The organism is Spirillospora sp. NPDC052269, assembly GCF_040679435.1.
In the GTDB taxonomy this organism is placed as follows: Bacteria; Actinomycetota; Actinomycetes; order Streptosporangiales; family Streptosporangiaceae; genus Spirillospora.
On record NZ_JBFAUU010000028.1, the window covers coordinates 46,675 to 63,172 of the forward strand.

The 16,498-nt window shown below is 71.8% G+C and carries 16 protein-coding genes; 12 read left to right on the forward strand and 4 right to left on the reverse strand.

The features are described from left to right. Positions 1–4: 4 nt before the first annotated feature. Both AB0L06_RS39925 and mca read right to left on the reverse strand, forming a co-directional pair. Positions 5–286 (reverse strand): hypothetical protein, encoded by a 282-nt coding sequence (locus tag AB0L06_RS39925; protein ID WP_500236549.1) that lies wholly within the window; start codon positions 284–286, stop codon positions 5–7. Further along, positions 286–1,143: a mycothiol conjugate amidase Mca gene (mca, locus tag AB0L06_RS39930; RefSeq protein WP_500236612.1), complete on the reverse strand. Its 858-nt coding sequence runs from the start codon at positions 1,141–1,143 to the stop codon at positions 286–288. Before mca ends, AB0L06_RS39925 begins: the two co-directional genes overlap by 1 nt. A 186-nt stretch (positions 1,144–1,329) precedes the next feature. Between mca and AB0L06_RS39935 the strand changes: the two genes are divergently transcribed. Together AB0L06_RS39935 and greA are read left to right on the forward strand one after the other, a co-directional pair. Then, positions 1,330–1,860 (forward strand): DUF4307 domain-containing protein, encoded by a 531-nt coding sequence (locus tag AB0L06_RS39935; RefSeq protein ID WP_500236551.1) that lies wholly within the window; start codon positions 1,330–1,332, stop codon positions 1,858–1,860. 224 nt (positions 1,861–2,084) lie between these two features. Further along, positions 2,085–2,585 carry a transcription elongation factor GreA gene (gene greA, locus AB0L06_RS39940; RefSeq protein ID WP_122194588.1) on the forward strand — a complete coding sequence of 167 codons (501 nt, stop codon included), beginning with the start codon at positions 2,085–2,087 and terminating at the stop codon, positions 2,583–2,585. 174 nt (positions 2,586–2,759) lie between these two features. On the opposite strand, the gene AB0L06_RS39945 is transcribed toward greA, so the two are convergent. Next, complete coding sequence (locus AB0L06_RS39945; protein ID WP_500236553.1) at positions 2,760–4,130, reverse strand: helix-turn-helix domain-containing protein; 1,371 nt, start codon at positions 4,128–4,130, stop codon at positions 2,760–2,762. A 213-nt stretch (positions 4,131–4,343) separates the two neighbouring features. Between AB0L06_RS39945 and AB0L06_RS39950 the strand changes: the two genes are divergently transcribed. From AB0L06_RS39950 to AB0L06_RS39960, 3 genes are all read left to right on the forward strand, one after another. Then, a complete protein-coding gene (locus AB0L06_RS39950) occupies positions 4,344–4,739 on the forward strand; it encodes an ATP-binding protein (protein WP_500236555.1) in 396 nt (131 codons plus the stop codon). A 150-nt stretch (positions 4,740–4,889) separates the two neighbouring features. Next, the gene (locus AB0L06_RS39955; RefSeq protein ID WP_500236557.1) at positions 4,890–6,137 is read left to right on the forward strand and encodes a sensor histidine kinase; all 1,248 of its coding nucleotides are present in this window, start codon (positions 4,890–4,892) and stop codon (positions 6,135–6,137) included. Further along, positions 6,125–6,772, forward strand: coding sequence for a response regulator transcription factor (locus AB0L06_RS39960; RefSeq protein ID WP_500236558.1), 648 nt, complete (start codon positions 6,125–6,127; stop codon positions 6,770–6,772). The genes AB0L06_RS39955 and AB0L06_RS39960 overlap by 13 nt, the downstream gene beginning before the upstream one ends. A 25-nt stretch (positions 6,773–6,797) precedes the next feature. Here AB0L06_RS39960 and AB0L06_RS39965 read toward each other — a convergent pair whose 3' ends face one another. After that, positions 6,798–7,265, reverse strand: coding sequence for an Lrp/AsnC family transcriptional regulator (locus AB0L06_RS39965; protein ID WP_500236560.1), 468 nt, complete (start codon positions 7,263–7,265; stop codon positions 6,798–6,800). A 116-nt stretch (positions 7,266–7,381) separates the two neighbouring features. Here AB0L06_RS39965 and hppD point away from each other — a divergent pair, with 116 nt between their 5' ends. The 7 genes from hppD (at position 7,382) to AB0L06_RS40000 (ending at position 16,458) form a co-directional block, all read left to right on the forward strand. Then, positions 7,382–8,473, forward strand: coding sequence for a 4-hydroxyphenylpyruvate dioxygenase (hppD, locus tag AB0L06_RS39970; RefSeq protein ID WP_500236561.1), 1,092 nt, complete (start codon positions 7,382–7,384; stop codon positions 8,471–8,473). A 287-nt stretch (positions 8,474–8,760) separates the two neighbouring features. Further along, the gene (locus AB0L06_RS39975; RefSeq protein WP_500236563.1) at positions 8,761–9,306 is read left to right on the forward strand and encodes a DUF4190 domain-containing protein; all 546 of its coding nucleotides are present in this window, start codon (positions 8,761–8,763) and stop codon (positions 9,304–9,306) included. Between the two features lie 82 nt (positions 9,307–9,388). Beyond that, on the forward strand, positions 9,389–10,141 hold the full coding sequence (locus AB0L06_RS39980) for an RDD family protein (RefSeq protein ID WP_500236564.1): 753 nt from the start codon (positions 9,389–9,391) through the stop codon (positions 10,139–10,141). A gap of 106 nt (positions 10,142–10,247) precedes the next feature. After that, positions 10,248–11,900 carry a M1 family metallopeptidase gene (locus tag AB0L06_RS39985; RefSeq protein WP_500236566.1) on the forward strand — a complete coding sequence of 551 codons (1,653 nt, stop codon included), beginning with the start codon at positions 10,248–10,250 and terminating at the stop codon, positions 11,898–11,900. Between the two features lie 126 nt (positions 11,901–12,026). After that, complete coding sequence (locus AB0L06_RS39990; protein WP_500236568.1) at positions 12,027–13,448, forward strand: M1 family metallopeptidase; 1,422 nt, start codon at positions 12,027–12,029, stop codon at positions 13,446–13,448. Further along, positions 13,445–14,950: a M1 family metallopeptidase gene (locus AB0L06_RS39995; protein WP_500236569.1), complete on the forward strand. Its 1,506-nt coding sequence runs from the start codon at positions 13,445–13,447 to the stop codon at positions 14,948–14,950. Before AB0L06_RS39990 ends, AB0L06_RS39995 begins: the two co-directional genes overlap by 4 nt. 77 nt (positions 14,951–15,027) lie before the next feature. Next, positions 15,028–16,458 carry a M1 family metallopeptidase gene (locus tag AB0L06_RS40000; protein WP_500236571.1) on the forward strand — a complete coding sequence of 477 codons (1,431 nt, stop codon included), beginning with the start codon at positions 15,028–15,030 and terminating at the stop codon, positions 16,456–16,458. The last annotated feature ends 40 nt before the right edge of the window (positions 16,459–16,498 follow it).

Here is a 16,498-nt window from a genome sequence, read left to right on the forward strand (position 1 = left end):
GTCGTCAGGACTCGGAGGCCGACTTCGCGGAGGTCTTCGCCTCCGGCGTCTCGGCCTCCGCCTTGGCGGCCTCGGCGCGCTCCCACTCCTGCTGCTTCAGGTCGGCCTCCTTGGGGGCCTGGATCCGCCTCATCTGCTTGTTCATCGAGCGGATGAGGAAGACCAGCGCCACGCCGATGGCCAGGAACACGCCGAACCCGAGGAATCCCGGGGTGACCGTGTCGTTGTTCAGCGGCAGGTTCTTGTCTGCGAGAACCGTGGCGGCGGTGGTGGCGAGGGCGAGCATCAGACGGACACCTTCTCCCGGATACCGGCGAACAGATCGTCCTCCGGCAACTCCGTGTCGACCAGGGACCTAGCCAGATGGTAGTCCTCGGTCGGCCAAGCCTCGCGCTGGACGTCCAGTGGGACGGCGAACCAGAAGCCGTCCGGGTCGATCTGGGTGGCGTGCGCGAGCAGCGCCCGGTCCCGGGTCTCGAAGTGCTCGCCGCACGGGATCCGGGTCGTGACCTCCCACTGCTCGGGGCGCTCCTCGGCGCGCTTGCGCCAGTCGCCGTAGGGGGACGCGAGGCCCGCGGCCTTCATCGCCTCGTCCAGCGCCTGGATCCGGGCCGTGTTGAAGGTCATGTGGTAGTAGAGCTTGAGCGGCTGCCACGGCTCGCCGCCGACGCCCGGGTAGCGGTCCGGGTCGCCCGCCGCCTCGAACGCCTCGACCGAGACCTCGTGGGTCTTGACGTGGTCCGGGTGCGGGTAGCCGCCGTTCTCGTCGTAGGTGAGGATCACGTGTGGACGGAACTCGCGGACGGCCTTGACCAGCGCCTCCGCGGCCGTCTCCAGGGGCTCGAGCGCGAAGCAGCCCTCCGGCAGCGGCGGCAGCGGGTCGCCCTCGGGGAAGCCCGAGTCGACGAAGCCGAGCCAGCGCTGCTCGACGCCGAGGATCTCGCGCGCCCGCGCCATCTCCTCGTTGCGGACCTTGCCGATGTTCTCCTTGACCTCCGGACGGTCCATCGCCGGGTTCAGGATCGAGCCACGCTCGCCACCGGTGCAGGTGACGACGAGCACGTCGACGCCGTCGGCGACATAGCGGGCCATCGTGGCCGCACCCTTGCTCGACTCGTCGTCCGGGTGGGCGTGCACGGCCATCAGGCGCAGCCGGGGCGCGCCGGGGCCCTCCTTCTCGGACGGGCCGGTGGTGAGCTCGGACACCTGGTCGGACACCTGGGGATCTCCCTCGCAGCACGGTTCGACGGGACCCGGTGCGGAGCATCACCCGGGACCGAAGAGAATTGTTCCTGACAACACCGCCACCCCGCACGGAGATTCCCCGCCATGAGCGCCAGCGTCCCAGCAGACTCCGCGCCCGAGCCGTCCGCCGCCGAGGCCGCCGCCGAAACGGCCGCCGCGACCGGCACGGACGCCGGTTCGGCGGCGGAGCCGTCCACGCAGGGTACGGAATTCCAGCCGGAGGTGGAGGAGGCGGTGCCCCTCTCGCCGTTCCGGCGGAGGCCGGACCGGCCCGGTCTGGGCAAGCTCGGCTGGGTCGTGATCGGCGTCCCGACGGTCCTCATGGGCGTGGGCTGGGCGATCATCATGGCGCATGTCGGGCAGACTCCGGGAATCTCCATGCAGACCCGTGTCGTTGACCTCCGGGAGAACGCCGCCGTCGTGACCTACGCCGTCGGCAAGCCGAAGGACGAGCGGGTCCAGTGCGTCGTGGACGCCTACGACGACAAGCTGAACGTGCTCGCCCAGCGTGAGATCACCGTCCCCGAGGGGACGGCCAAGGTCACCGCCCAGGAGACCCTGGAGACCCCGCACAAGGCGACCGGCGGGCGCATCCGCGACTGCCACAAGGTCTGACCCGACCCGTCTGACCGGCGAGAACGCCTAGCAGGTCGGACATACCAGGATTAAACAGGACCCGCCGAAGCCGAAACCCGCGCTGCAGATTGCGGAGCCCGGCTTCAGGGAAGCTTTACCGCACACACCGGATAGGCTAGAGGTTTAACCCGGCCGCACTTCATGTCGATGTGTCGCACGTCCGCCGGGCGAGCGAGATCGCAACATGTGGATGAGGAGTACCCGTGACCGAGACCCGCGCTGACAACGTCACCTGGCTGACCCAGGAGGCGTACGACCGGCTCAAGGCTGAGCTGGACCACCTGTCGGGCCCGGGCCGCATCGAGATCGCGCAGAAGATCGAGGCGGCGCGGGAGGAGGGTGACCTGCGCGAGAACGGCGGCTACCACGCGGCCAAGGAGGAGCAGGGCAAGATCGAGGGCCGCATCCTTCAGCTGAAGCACATCCTCGAGAACGCCCAGGTCGGCGAGGCCCCGCGCTCGGAGGGTGTGGTCGGCCCCGGCATGACCGTCACCATCTCCTTCGAGGGCGACGACGAGGAGGTCACCTTCCTGCTCGCGTCCCGCGAGGAGAGCGGCGTGCCGATCGACGTGTACTCCCCCAACAGCCCCCTGGGCTCCGCGATCAACGGCAAGAAGGTCGGCGAGAAGGCCACCTACTCGCTGCCGAACGGCCGCTCGATGAGCGTCGAGATCCTCGACGCCACGCCGTACGGCGCCGCCTGAGCGAGCCCCGCCGGGCCGAACAGACGAACGCACGCCCCGTCCCGCACCCGGGACGGGGCGTTCGCGTGTCTCCCGGACGGGAGCGGCCACACGCCTCCCGGACGGGAACGGCCACGCAGCTCCGGACGGAACGGCCCCACCGACCCGGGGTTCCGCGCGGCGCGACCGGGCCGGTCAGCCCTCCTCGGTGACCTGGTCGCGGAACTCGCGGGCGACCCGGTCGTCCGGGAGGTGGTCGAGCAGCAGGCGCAGCTCGCCGCAGGCGCGTCCGGAGTCGACGGACTTCAGGAGGCGCAGCGCCCGGCGTCCGGTGGCCACCGCGGCGTCCACCTGGCCCATCTGGATCTGCGCCGCCGCGACGACGGTGAGCGCGAGGGCGTGGTCGCGCGGGTACTCGTCCCGGTCGAGGCCGACCCACCGGGCCAGGTTCCGGGGCACCTCGGCGGGCCGCCCGAGCTCCAGCATGGCGAGGTTCGTCTCGATCGTGGTCGACGGGCGCCGCATCCAGTAGATCCAGGCGGGGTCGTCCTCGGGACGGCGGCGCTCCCAGTGCGCCTCGGCCCGCGCGAGCGCCCGCGCCGCGTCCGCCCGGCGCCCCAGCTTCGCGTGCGCGCGGACCTGCCAGGTGTCGAGCATCGCCAGGACCGTCCGGCCGAGCCGTCCGCGGGACGCGCGGGACGCCTCCAGCAGCGCGAGGGACGCCGCGCCGTCGCCCGCGTAGAAGCGCTGCATGGCCATGTTGGACAGGATGTAGACGCCGCCGTCGATGTCCCGCGCCTCCTTGGCGGCGCGGAGTCCGGCGTGCCAGTAGCGCTCGGCCGCCGCGGGCCGCCCGCTGTCGAACGCGCCCCAGCCCGCCTGGCGGCACAGGCCCCCGGCCACCCGGAACAGCCGCCGCTCCACGGCCTGCGAGTAGGTGCTGTTGTTCAGCAGGCCGGTGACCAGCTCCAGGTCGTTCACCGCGAGCCGGGCGGTGGTCTCGCCGCCGACCAGGTCGTCCAGGATCCACAGGTCGGCGAGCCGCTTCTCGATCGCCGACACCAGCTCGTGGTCGGTGCGCCCGCCGCCCAGCGTCCGGACGACCTTCTCCTGCGGGACGAACCGCCACGGCTCGGTCCAGCCCGCGGCGAGCGCGCCGATCGCGGCGCCGCTGAGGATGAGGAAGCCGCGCCGGTCGGTGAGCGCGGACACCGTGCCGGCCAGGGTCGTCCGCGCGTGACCGGCGGACCAGGACGCCGAGACGGGCGCGTCGCCGGCGGCGATGGGCACGTCGCCCAGGGCGACGGGCGTCCCCTCGGAGTAGAGGAGCCACTCCGGCCAGGGGTGGGCGTCCACGAGCCGGGCGGGGACGCCGAGGGCCTCGGCGAGGGCGTGCTGGGCGGCGGGTTCCGGGCGGACACCTCGCCGTTCCCAGCGGTAGACCTTCTGTTTCCAGGTGGCCATGTTCCGGCCGCGGGCGACGAGCGAGGCGACGTGCGACTGCGTCCAGCCGCGCTGCTCGCGAACATAGGTGAGGGGGTGGGTGACCAGGTCGAGACGGGTCATGGAGCACGTCCCTTCGGGACCACGGGAGGCGACTTGAGGCTACTCTCGTCGCATTGCCCGTCACGGGCGGTCACGCTTTTCTGGCATAGGCGCGCACCGGCCCGGACACCCGGACGTTTCGTGCACCACCTGTCTCGTGCACCACCCGCTTCGTGCACCACCCGCTTCGAGGAATCACCCGCATCGCGCCCGAGGACCAGGCGATGGCGACCCATGACGATGAACGCGCGGCAGGTCCTGCTGTCGATGAACTACCCGGCCGTCCCGTCGGCCGTCGGAATAGCCCGCAAGTCCGCCGAGCACGTGCTCGGCTCCCGCGGCTTCCCGACCACGCTGGTCGAGGACGCCGGTCTCGTCGTGTGCGAACTGGTGACCAACGCGGTGAAGGCCGTGGGCGGGACCACCGTCCGCCTGACCGTCGCCGTGGACGCGCCCGGCTCGGTCACCCTGGAGGTCCACGACTCCTCGCTCACCGTGCCGCACCGCAGGTCGCCCGCCCCGGACGACCCCGGCGGCCGGGGGCTGGTGATCGTCGCGGCCCTGGCCGACAGCTACGGCGTCCGGCCCGAGCCTGACGGCAAGACCGTGTTCGCCGTCCTGCGGACCTAGGCGGGTGGGGTCAGGCGCACGGGTGAGTGGGGCTGGCCCCACTCGGGCCCCGAAACCCTGGGATTCGCGTTCACCCAGGTGCAATGTGGGTGCTCTAGGCCGTAACGTCCGATTCGCGGACTGAACGGGCCGTGGAGTGAAGGAAGAGTCATGCGTCATCTGGGGTCGTGGGTTCGGGACGCCGGCGTCGGGTTCGCCCGCGCGGCCGTCGTGGCGGTCGCCGGACTGCTGGCGCCAGCGGTGTGGGCCGGGATCGCGGCCGGGATGTGGGAGTTCGGCAACCCGTGGGCGTGGACGGCGCCGATCGTGCTGTCGGCCGTCGGGACGCTCCTGTTCTCCCGTCCGCTCTGCCGGATCTTCCGGGTGCTCGTCGCGCGCTGGACGGGCGCCGACATTCCCGGCGGCCACTGGGAGGCCATGCCGCCGCTGCGCATGTCGACCGGCTACTGGTGGAACGGCTACTCCTACTCGAAGTCGAGCAAGGAGGCGGCCGAGGACCAGCGGCTGCGGATGCTCTGGTCCGACCCCGCCACATGGCGTGACCTGCGGTTCGTCGCGTTCGCGTCGCTCGCCGGGCTCGTCGCGGCCGTCCCGCTCGCGGGGACCTTCGCAGCGGTCGCCGGGTTCGCCGCAGGCGGCGGGGCGGGGACGGCGCTCGGGGTGGGCGGGCTGGTCGTGGCGGTCGCGAGCGCGCCCCACGCCTGGCGGGCGACGCCGCCCGTGGCCGTCCGGTTCCTGGGTCCGTCGCGGGCGATGCGGCTCGCCGGACGGGTGGACGAGCTGACCGCCCAGCGCGCGGACACGACCGTCGCGCAGGCCGCCGAGATCCGCCGCATCGAACGGGATCTGCACGACGGCGCGCAGGCGCGGCTCGTCTCGCTCGGCCTCTCGCTGGCGACCGCCGAGAAGCTGATGGAGACCGATCCCGCGCGGGCCAGGGCCCTGATGCGGGAGGCGCGGAGCGGGGCCGCCGCGTCCCTGAGCGAGATCCGCGACCTGGTCCACGGCATCAGCCCGCCGCTGCTGAGCGAGCGCGGCCTCGTCGACGCCGTCCGGGCCCTGGCCCTGGACACGCCGCTCGACGTGACCGTGACCGCGAACGTCCTGTCCCGGATGGACGCCCCGATCGAGTCCGCCGTGTACTTCGGGATCGCCGAGCTGCTGACCAACACCGTGAAGCACGCCCGGGCGACGAGGGCGCGGGTCTCGATCACCTGGGACGCCCCGAACCTGGTCGTCGACGTCGAGGACGACGGACGCGGTGGAGCCGACCCGACGACCGGCGGCGGCCTCGCCGGGCTGCGCCGCCGCCTCGCCGTGTTCGACGGGACCGTGGAGATCACCAGTCCCGAGGGCGGCCCGACCCGCGCGAGAATGACGGTGCCATGCGAATCCTGATCGCCGAAGACCTCTACCTCCTGCGGGACGGGATGGTCCGTCTCCTTGAGGCCTTCGGGCACGAGGTGGTCGCGACCGCGTCCACCGGCCCGGAGACCCTGAAGGCCCTGCTGGAGCACCGTCCGGACGTGTCGGTCGTGGACGTCCGGATGCCGCCCGGCCAGTCCGACGAGGGGCTGCGGGCCGCCCTCGCCGCCCGCCGCGAGGTCCCCGGCCTGCCGATCCTGATCCTGTCCCAGCACGTCGACCAGCTCTACGCGCGCGAACTCCTCGCGGACGGCGCGGGCGGCATCGGCTACTTCCTCAAGGAGAGCGTCTTCGACGCCGACCAGTTCGTCGAGGCGCTGGAGCGCGTCGCCGCGGGCGGCACGGCCATGGACCCGGGCGTCATCGCCAAGATCCTGTCCGGCGGGCCGGCGGGCCGGCACCTGGACCGGCTCACCGAACGCGAGCGCGAGGTCCTCGCGCTGATGGCCGAGGGCCTGTCCAACCAGGCGATCGGCCGCCGCCTGTTCCTCAGCGAGAGCGCGATCGGGAAGTACACGACGTCGATGTTCGGCAAGCTCGGCATCACCGACGACGACAACGGCAACCGTCGCGTCCTGGCCGTCCTGGCGTACCTGAACCGGGCCTGAACCGCGTCGGGGCCGGGCCCGGGGATCAGTCGCGGCTGGTGGCCCTGACCAGGGGCAGGGTGCGGGTCGGGATCCGGTTGGCGAGGGAGATGACCGAGGAGGCGCGCTGGACGCCGTCGGTCGCGACGATCAGGTCGATGACGCGCTGGAGGTCGGCGTTCGAACGGGCCACGACGCGGCAGAGCATGTCGCCGGGGCTGGTGATGGTGTGGGCCTCGAGGACCTCGGGGATCGTGGACAGGCCCCGCGCGACCGGTTCGTGGCCGCCCGCCTGGCGGAGGTGGAGGGTCACGAACGCCGTGACCGCGTAGCCGAGGGCCGCCGGGTCGATCTCCGGGCCGTAGCCGCGGATGACGCCGTCGCGGACCATCCGGTCCAGGCGGGCCTGGACCGTGCCCCGGGCGACGCCGAGCCGCCGGGACGCCTCCAGGACGCCCACCCTCGGCTCGGTCGTGAACAGCTCGATGATGCGGCCGTCTAGATCGTCGATCACTTCTGACCTCGTCAGATTGCTCGGTTTGTGTAGGCCGACCCCGGTTTCGCCATACAGATTGCCCAGTGATCTGGACCACTCTTGCGCATTCTGCGGTGGCTGTCGAGATTGGCGGTATGGACGAGTTTCCGGTTAAGGGCATGGACGCGGTCGTGTTCGCCGTCGGCAACGCGAAGCAGGCCGCGCACTTCTACTCCACCGCCTTCGGAATGCGCCGGGTCGCCTATCGCGGACCCGAGACGGGGCACCCGGACGAGGCCGTCCACGTGCTCGAGTCGGGGTCGGCGCGGTTCGTGTTCCGCGGGCCGGTGCGCGCCGGCACCGACATCGGACGGCACGTCGCCGAGCACGGGGACGGCGTGGTCGACCTGGCGATCGAGGTCCCCGACGCCGAGGCCGCCTACCGGCAGGCCCTCGCCAAGGGCGCGCGCGGGCTCGAGGAGCCGCACGTCCTCGAGGACGAGCACGGCAAGGTGACGGTCGCGGCGATCGCGACGTACGGCCAGACGCGGCACTCGCTGGTCGACCGGTCCAACTACCACGGACCGTACCTACCCGGCTTCGAGGCCGCCGCGCCGGTGGCCGCGCCGCCGGAGAAGCGTTTCTTCCAGGCGATCGACCACTGCGTCGGCAACGTCGAGCGCATGGACGAGTGGGCCGACTTCTACCACCGCGTCATGGGCTTCACCGACATGGCCGAGTTCGTCGGCGACGACATCGCCACCGAGTACTCGGCGCTGATGTCCAAGGTCGTCGCGGACGGCTCGCGCAAGGTGAAGTTCCCGTTGAACGAGCCCGCCGAGAGCCGCCGCAAATCGCAGATCGAGGAGTACCTGGAGTTCTACGGCGGGCCGGGCGTGCAGCACATCGCGCTGGCCACCAACGACATCCTCACCTCGGTCGACCGGATGGCGGCCGCGGGCCTGGAGTTCCTCGAGACCCCCGACTCCTACTACGAGGACCCGGAGCTGCGCGAGCGCATCGGCACCGTCCGCGTCCCGGTCGAGGAACTGCAGAAGCGGAAGATCCTGGTCGACCGCGACGAGGACGGCTACCTGCTGCAGATCTTCACCAAGCCCGTCCAGGACCGTCCGACGGTGTTCTTCGAGCTCATCGAGCGGCACGGCTCGCTCGGCTTCGGCAAGGGCAACTTCAAGGCCCTCTTCGAGGCCATCGAGCGCGAGCAGGAGCGCCGCGGCAACCTCTGACACGGCCGCTCCGCACCATCCCTGCCGCCCTTCGCACCACCTCCGCGGACCAGCGCGGCGCGCCCCCTCCCGGCGCGCCGCGCCACGCGGTGGGACGTCCGCGCGGGACTGATGTCCACCAGACCCGTCCCGTTCGCGCGGACGGCCCACCACCCCCTGGCCCGGCGGCCCGCCGACCCTCGTCCCCGGCGGGCCGCCGGGCCGCCGGACCGTTCGACCAGGTGATCATGTCCGGGCCGCCCGTCCGGACAGGTTTGAGGAGCCGTCCGTGTGCCGAGATTGAGGTCATGACGCAACCGCCGCAAGAACCGCCCGGCGAACCGCCCGAGGACAGGCCGTCCGGCCACGGCCCCTATGGCGGGCCGCCGCCCGGCCAAGGTCCGGGCCTGGGCCCCGGTCCGGGAGAGCCAGGTCATCACTACGGCGAGGCGTACGGCGATCCGTACTCCTGGCAGAACCAGCAACAGCAGTACGGGTACGGGCAGCAGCCACCACAGCAGCAGCAGCCGTACGGACAGCAGGAGTACGGACAGCAGCAGCCGTACGGGCCCTACGGCGTGCCGCCCAGCGGCGCCCCGGGGGCGACGAACGGCATGGCGATCGCCTCGCTCGTCACCGGCGTCATCGGGCTGTTCTGCGGTATCTCGGCGATCCTCGCGGTCGTGTTCGGCCACATCTCGCTCAGCCGCATCAAGCGGACCGGCGAGGGCGGACGGGGCATGAGCATCGCCGGGCTCGTCCTCGGCTACATCGGGCTGATCGGGTGGATCCTGTACCTGACCAGCGCCATCGTCATCGCCGCCAGGCACTCCGGATCCGGCACCACCTACTGACTTCTGCAAGCAGGGGCAAAGATCGCCTCATGAGGCGGCGGGGTGGTGTTTGCCCCCGTCCCGTCCGGCACACCTTGACGGCATGACGCAACCGCCTTCCAACCCGCCGCCGGGCGACGACCAGCCCGGACGGCCTCCGCAGGAACCGCCCCATCCGCAGCAGCCGCCGCCCGGCGGAGGCGGCGGCCAGGGACCGGGACAAGGCCCCGGCCCCTACGGCGGAGGGGGTCAGCAGCCCTACGGCGGCCAGCAGCCCTACGGGGGAGGCCGGCAGCCTCACGGCGGTGGCCCGGGGCACGAGCCGTACGGGTCGCTGCCCGGCTACGGCGGTCCGGCCGGCGGCTACTCCGACCCGGCGGCGGGGCTCGCGAGCCCGTGGCGGCGGCTCCTCGGCATCATCGTCGACTACATCATCCTGGGGATCATCGGCTGGCTGGTCACGCTGCCGTTCAACCAGATCGTCGAGGTCTCCGGGCCGAGCGGGAACCAGAGGGTCGTCTGGCACGCGGGCGGATTCTTCGCGAACCTGCTGGTCACGGCCATCACGCTCGCCTACTTCACGATCCTGCAGGGCAGGTTCGGGCAGTCGGTCGGGAAGATGGCGGTCGGCACCCGGGTCGTCCGCGCGGAGGACGGCGGCGCGATCAGCTACGGCACCGCGTTCCTGCGCATCCTCGTCATGGACGTCCTGTGGGCGATCTGCTGCATCGGCGGGATCGTCGACAGCGCCTGGCTCCTCGGCGACAGGCGGCGGCAGACCCTGCACGACAAGGCCGCCAAGACCGTCGTCGTCCGGGTCGAGCCGGGGGCGCACAACCCGTACCAGGGCCGCTGACCGTCCGCCGCGCGCGTCCACCGGCCGTCCTTGAGGGGTGGCCGGTCCGGGACGTGGCCTTTGCGCGAGTTGCCCAGTCCGCCACCGGACGGGCAGGCTGGGGCCCGTGCCTCAGGACGCCCGTTCCCCCCGATTCGTCCGTTCCTCCCGCGCCGTCCGGCCCGGACGGTCCACACCGCTGGTGCGCGGCGTCGCGGGACTGGCGGCATGCGCGCTGGTCGCGGGCTGCTCGGTGTCGATCCGCACCGGCGGCAAGAGCTCCGGTCCGACGGCCGCGAACGCCCCGAGCGGCCTCGCCTCGATCGGCGACCCGTACACGCCCGGGGACGGCAACGTCGGCTACGACGTCCAGCACTACGGGCTGAAGCTGACGATCGTCCCGGACGACGAGGCCAAGCAGCTGGACGGCACGGCGGAGATCACCGCCCTCGCCACGCAGCGCCTCACCGAGTTCGACCTCGACCTGACCGGGCTCACGGTCGCCGAGGTCCGGGTGGACGGGCAGCCCGCCAAGTACCGCCGGGACGGCTCGGAGCTGGTCGTCCAGCCCGCCAAGGCCCTGGAGAAGGGCGCGAGGTTCGTCACGGCGGTCCGGTACTCGGGGACGCCGCAGCCCGTCCAGGACAAGGTGCTCGGCAAGTACGGCTGGATCCGCACCCGCGACGGCGTGTTCGTCGCGTGCGAGACGAGCGGCGCGCACACCTGGTTCCCGAGCAACGACCACCCGAGCGACAAGGCCACGTTCGACATCCAGGTCACCGTCCCGAAGGGGCTGACCGCGATCTCGAACGGTGAGCCGACGTCCGGCACGGTCGGGGGCGGCGGCAAGGGCAACGGGCCGGACGGCGGGAACCCGAGCGGACCGGACGCGCCGTCCATCCCCGACGGTCCGCCGCCCGGCGAAGGGCCCGGCGGCGGTCCGGGGAACAAGCCCGGTCCCGGGCAGCCGCCGACCTCGCCGCAGCCGACCGTCACGACGATCGCGTACAAGCAGCGGGCGATGACGACGACGACCTGGCACGTCGCGCAGCCGATGGCGACCTACCTCGCGACCGTGGACGTCGGCCGCTTCGACGTGCGGCGCGGGCGGACGCCCGGCGGCATCCCGTACCTCACGGCCGTCGACCCGACCGTCCGCGGACCGGGCGTGGACGCGATCGCCGCCAAGACCGCGCAGATCACCGACGCGTGGGTGAAGCTGTTCGGGCCGTACCCCTTCTCGTCGACGGGCTCGATCGTCGACGACGCGGACGTGGACTTCGCGCTGGAGACCCAGACGCGGCCGGTGTACGGCGGGTTCACCGCCGAGACGATCATGGCGCACGAGCTGGCGCACCAGTGGTTCGGCGACAGCGTCAGCGTGACGCGCTGGAAGGACATCTGGCTCAACGAGGGCTTCGCCACCTACGCCGAGTGGATGTGGGCGGAGCGCATCGGCGGGGGGCCGGTCCAGCAGCGGTTCGACCGGCTCTACCAGCAGGGCGGCGCCGACATGTGGGGCGTCCGGATCGGCGACCCGGGCCGCACCGACCTGTTCGGACGCGCCGTGTACGACCGGGGCGGGATGACCCTGCAGGCGCTGCGCACGAAGGTCGGCGACACGGCGTTCTTCAAGATCCTGCGCGCCTGGACGGCCGCGAAGCGCGGCTCGAACGGCACGACGCCGGAGTTCATCGCGACCGCCGAGCGCGTCTCGGGGATGAAGCTCGGCCCGTTCTTCGACGCCTGGCTGTACCAGCCGAACCGTCCGGCTCGCTGACCCGGCGGCCGCCGTTCGTCCGCTCCGGACGGCAGCGTCCGGGCGTGGTGAACGGGGGGCAAGGGCTGGTCAAAGACCCGGCCTAGCGGCGGGACCACGATGCCCGCGCCGTCCAGTCTGGGGCGGGTGAACGGTCAACGAGCACGTGCGGCGTGGTGGCGGCCGGCCGCGGCGGCCACCGCCACGACGGCGGCGGCCTTATTCGCGGGTCCTCCCGGCCTCGCGGGCGCGGGCGCCGGGGCGAGCGGTTCGCCTGGTTCGTCCGGACTCGGTGACGCCTACTTCCCCTCGGCGGGCAACGGCGGCTACCACGTCTCGCACTACGACGTGGCGCTGGCGTACGCGGGCCACGCGTCCGGACGGGTGGACGCGACCGTCACCCTCACCGCGAGCGCGACGCAGCCGCTGACCCGCTTCGACCTCGACTTCCGCGGCCCGAAGGTCACCGCGGTCACCGTGGACGGCAGGCCCGCCACGTTCACCCGGAGCGGCCAGGAGCTGGTGGTGACGCCGTCCGCCACCGTCGCCAAGGACGCGCCGTTCACCACCGTCGTCCGCTACGCGGGACGCCCCCACCCCCTGAAGGACGGCTCGCTCGGCACCTACGGCTGGATCCCCTCCAAGGACGGCGCGCTCGCGCTCGGCGAGCCGGACGGCACCCCGACCTGGCTCCCCGTCAACGACCATCCGCGCGACAGGGCCACCTACGCGTTCCACATCACCGTCCCGTCCGGCCTGCGCGTGGTGGCGAACGGGACGCCGGGCCAGGTCGTGGACAAGGGCGCGACGACCACCTACGACTGGTCCGAGACCTCCCCCATGTCCACCTACCTGGCCATGATCGCGATCGGGCGGTTCAAGGTCAGGCGGACGACCGCGGACGGCATCCCGGTGATCACGGCCGTCGCCCCGAAGTACGCCGGGAAGGCCGGGAGGCTGGAGCGGACGACCGTCGCCGCGATCCGGTGGGGCGCGAGGACGTTCGGCCGCTACCCGTTCGCGACGGCGGGCGGCGTGATCGACACCCCGGGCCTCGACTACGCGCTGGAGACCCAGGAGCGTCCGGTCTACGGCGGTTTCGTCCCGGACGACCTCTTCATCGTGCACGAGCTGGCCCACCAGTGGTTCGGCGACCGCGTCGGCCTGCGCGACTGGAAGGACATCTGGCTCAACGAGGGCCTCGCCACCTACGCCGAGTGGATGTGGACCGCGCGCGGCGGCGGCGACTCCACGAGGAAGACCTTCAAGCGGTACTACTCCCAGCCTGGCGGGTCCCCCGTGTTCGCCCCTCCGCCCGGCTCCCCCGGCCGCCGCGACATGTTCGGTTTCTCGGTGTACATCCGGGGCGCGATGTGCCTGGAGGCGCTGCGCGAACGGATCGGCGACAGGGCGTTCGGCCGGCTGGTGCGGACGTGGGCGGCGCGTGGAGGCGCCGGCCCGGTGACCACCGCCGACTTCGCCGCCTTGGCCGAGAGGATCTCCGGCCGGAAGCTGGACGGGCTGTTCAGGGTCTGGCTCTACCAGAAGGGCAAACCCAAGAAGTGGTGACCAAACGGGCGGCGACGGCGCTGCTGATGTCTCCGGTCATGGCGTGCGCTCCGGTGGCGGGCGCGGGCACGGGCTCCGGTATCGGTGTGGGGTTCCGCGCGCCCGCGCGGAACGTCCCCGCCGGCCACCGGTTCACGCCGGGCGCCGCGGGCGCCGGGGATCCGTACTTCCCGCAGGCGGGGAACGGGGGCTTCCGCGTCGCGCACTACGACATCGCCCTCGCCTACCGGCCGAAGGGCAGGCGGATCAGCGCGACGACGACGGTCACCGCGACCGCGACGCAGGACCTGTCCCGGTTCGACCTCGACTTCGTCGGCAACACGATCTCGGACCTGCGGGTGGACGGCCGTCGCGCGACCTACGCCCGGCGGGGCCAGGAGCTCGTGATCACGCCGCCCGCCGGGATCGTCAAGGGCGCCCGGTTCCAGGTCGCGGTGCGCTACGCGGGCAGGCCGCGCGTCCTGCAGGACCCGATCCTCGGGAAGACGGGCTGGCTGCCGACCGGGGACGGCGTCATCACGCTGTCGCAGCCCATCGGGTCCGAGACGTGGTTCCCGCTGAGCTCCCATCCGTCCGACAAGGCCACCTACGCGTTCCACGTGACGGTCCCGAAGGGCCTCAGCGCGGTCGCGAACGGCGAGCCGCACGGAACGGTCAGGAAGGGCGCGACCAGCACGTTCACGTGGTCGTCGCCGTATCCGATGGCGAGCTACCTGGCCATGGTCGCGATCGGGCGGTTCACCCTCCGCGACGGCCGGACGCCCAAGGGCGTGCGCTCGATCAGCGCGGTCTCCACGTCCCTGGCGGGCGCGCCGGTGACCAAGATCAAGGGCAGGGCGGGCGCCGACGCCGCCGCCAAGGGCGGGAGCGGCGTCGCGGCCATGGCGGACCGGCTCCAGAACACCACCGCGACCGTCACCGACTGGGAGAGCTCGATCTTCGGCCGGTTCCCGTTCGGCTCGACCGGCGGCGTCGAGGCGGGCGTCCGGGTCGGGTACTCGCTGGAGACCCAGGACCGGCCCGTCTACCACGGCGACGCCGACCAGCTGCTGATCGTCCACGAGCTGGCGCACCAGTGGTTCGGCGACAGCGTCGGCCTCGCCCGCTGGAGGGACATCTGGCTCAACGAGGGCTTCGCGACCTACGCCGAGTGGCTCTGGCAGGAGCGGCACGGCGGGCCGACCGCCGCCCACTCCTTCGACGAGGCCTACAAGCGGGCCGCGACCGACTCCGCCTGGCAGCGCGAGACCGGCGATCCCGGACGCGACCAGCTGTTCGCCTACTTCCCCGTCTACACGCGCGGCGCGATGACGCTGCACATGCTGCGGAGGACGGTCGGCGACCGCGCGTTCTTCAGGATCCTGCGGACGTGGGCCCGCGAGCGCGCGCACAAGACCGGCACCACCGACCAGTTCATCGCGGTCGCCGAGCGCGTCGGGCGCCGGAACCTCCACCCGATGTTCCATGACTGGCTCTATACGGCGGGGAAGCCGAAGATTTGAGATCATTTCGCGCTTGATCACATGGTGACGGCGGGGAAATTCTGGGACAGACGATATTCCTCGCAAGGATGAGGCGCATGAGCAGACTTCCCAGAGCGCTCACGACCACCGCCGTCACCGCGGGCCTCGCGCTGACCGCCACCATGGCGTCCGCGCTGCCCTCGGACGCCGCGCCGCCCAGGTTCACGCCCGGCGCCGCCGGGGCGGGCGACCCCTACTTCCCGGAGATGGGCAACGGCGGGTACGCGCCGATCCACTACGAGATCGGCCTGAAGTACGACCCGGCGACCAAGGGCATCGACGCCGTCACGTCCGTCCAGGCGCGCGCGACCCAGAACCTCTCCCGCTTCGACCTGGACTTCCAGGGCCTGAAGATCAAGAAGCTCACGGTGGACGGGCGCAAGGCGCACTACACCCGGCAGGGCACCCAGGAACTGGTGATCACGCCGCCGAAGGGCCTGCGCAAGGGCAAGCGGTTCACGGTCACGGTCGCCTACTCGGGCGTCCCGCAGACCATCGACGACCCCGCGCTCGGCATCTCCGGCTGGATCCCGACGGCCGACGGCGCGGTCATGCTGAACCAGCCGATCGGCGCCGCCGCGGTCTACCCCGTGGACGACCACCCGACCGAGAAGGCCACCTACGGCTTCACCCTCACCGCGCCCGCCGCCCTGACCACCATCGCCAACGGCGACCTGGTCGGCAAGCGCTCGCACGGCGGCTGGACGACCAGCCGCTGGGTCATGGACCGGCCCATGGCGAGCGAGCTGGCGATGATCGCCATCGGCAAGTACGACCAGGTCAAGGGGCGGACGGCGTCCGGTCGCCCGAACCTGACCTACACCGATGTCAACATGAAGATCCCGGCGGACAAGGCCCGCCAGTTCAACACCCAGACCGGGCAGATCACGGACTGGGAATCGTCCATCTACGGCCGCTACCCCTGGTCGTCCACCGGCGGCGTCACGGTCGCCGCGAAGGTCGGCTACGCGCTGGAGACCCAGGGCCGTCCGGTCTACGACCTGTACAAGCACCCCGGGTCCATCCCGTCCGGCGACCTGCTCGCGCACGAGCTCGGCCACCAGTGGTTCGGCGACAACGTCGCCCCGCACCGCTGGTCCGACATCTGGCTGAACGAGGGCTTCGCCACCTACTCCGAGTGGCTCTGGCAGGAGAAGTTCAACAAGACCCCGATCGAGAAGAGCTTCCAGGGCGTCTACTCCACCGCCGCCACCGACGAGCTGTGGAAGGGCGTCGTGTCCAACCCAGGACGCGACCACATCTTCGACAGCCTCGTCTACGACCGTGCGGGCGCGGCCATCCACGTCCTGCGCAAGCAGATCGGCGACAAGGCGTTCTTCCAGCTTCTGCGCACCTGGCAGCGCGTCCACGGCGGCGGCACCGGCTCCACCGCCCAGTTCGTCCGGCTCGCCGGGAAGATCTCCCACAAGGACATCTCCAAGTGGGCCCACGACTGGATCTACAGCGAGGGCAAGCCTGCCCTCTGAGCGAGCACTGAGAATGCGCTGACCTGCACTGAGGCGCGTT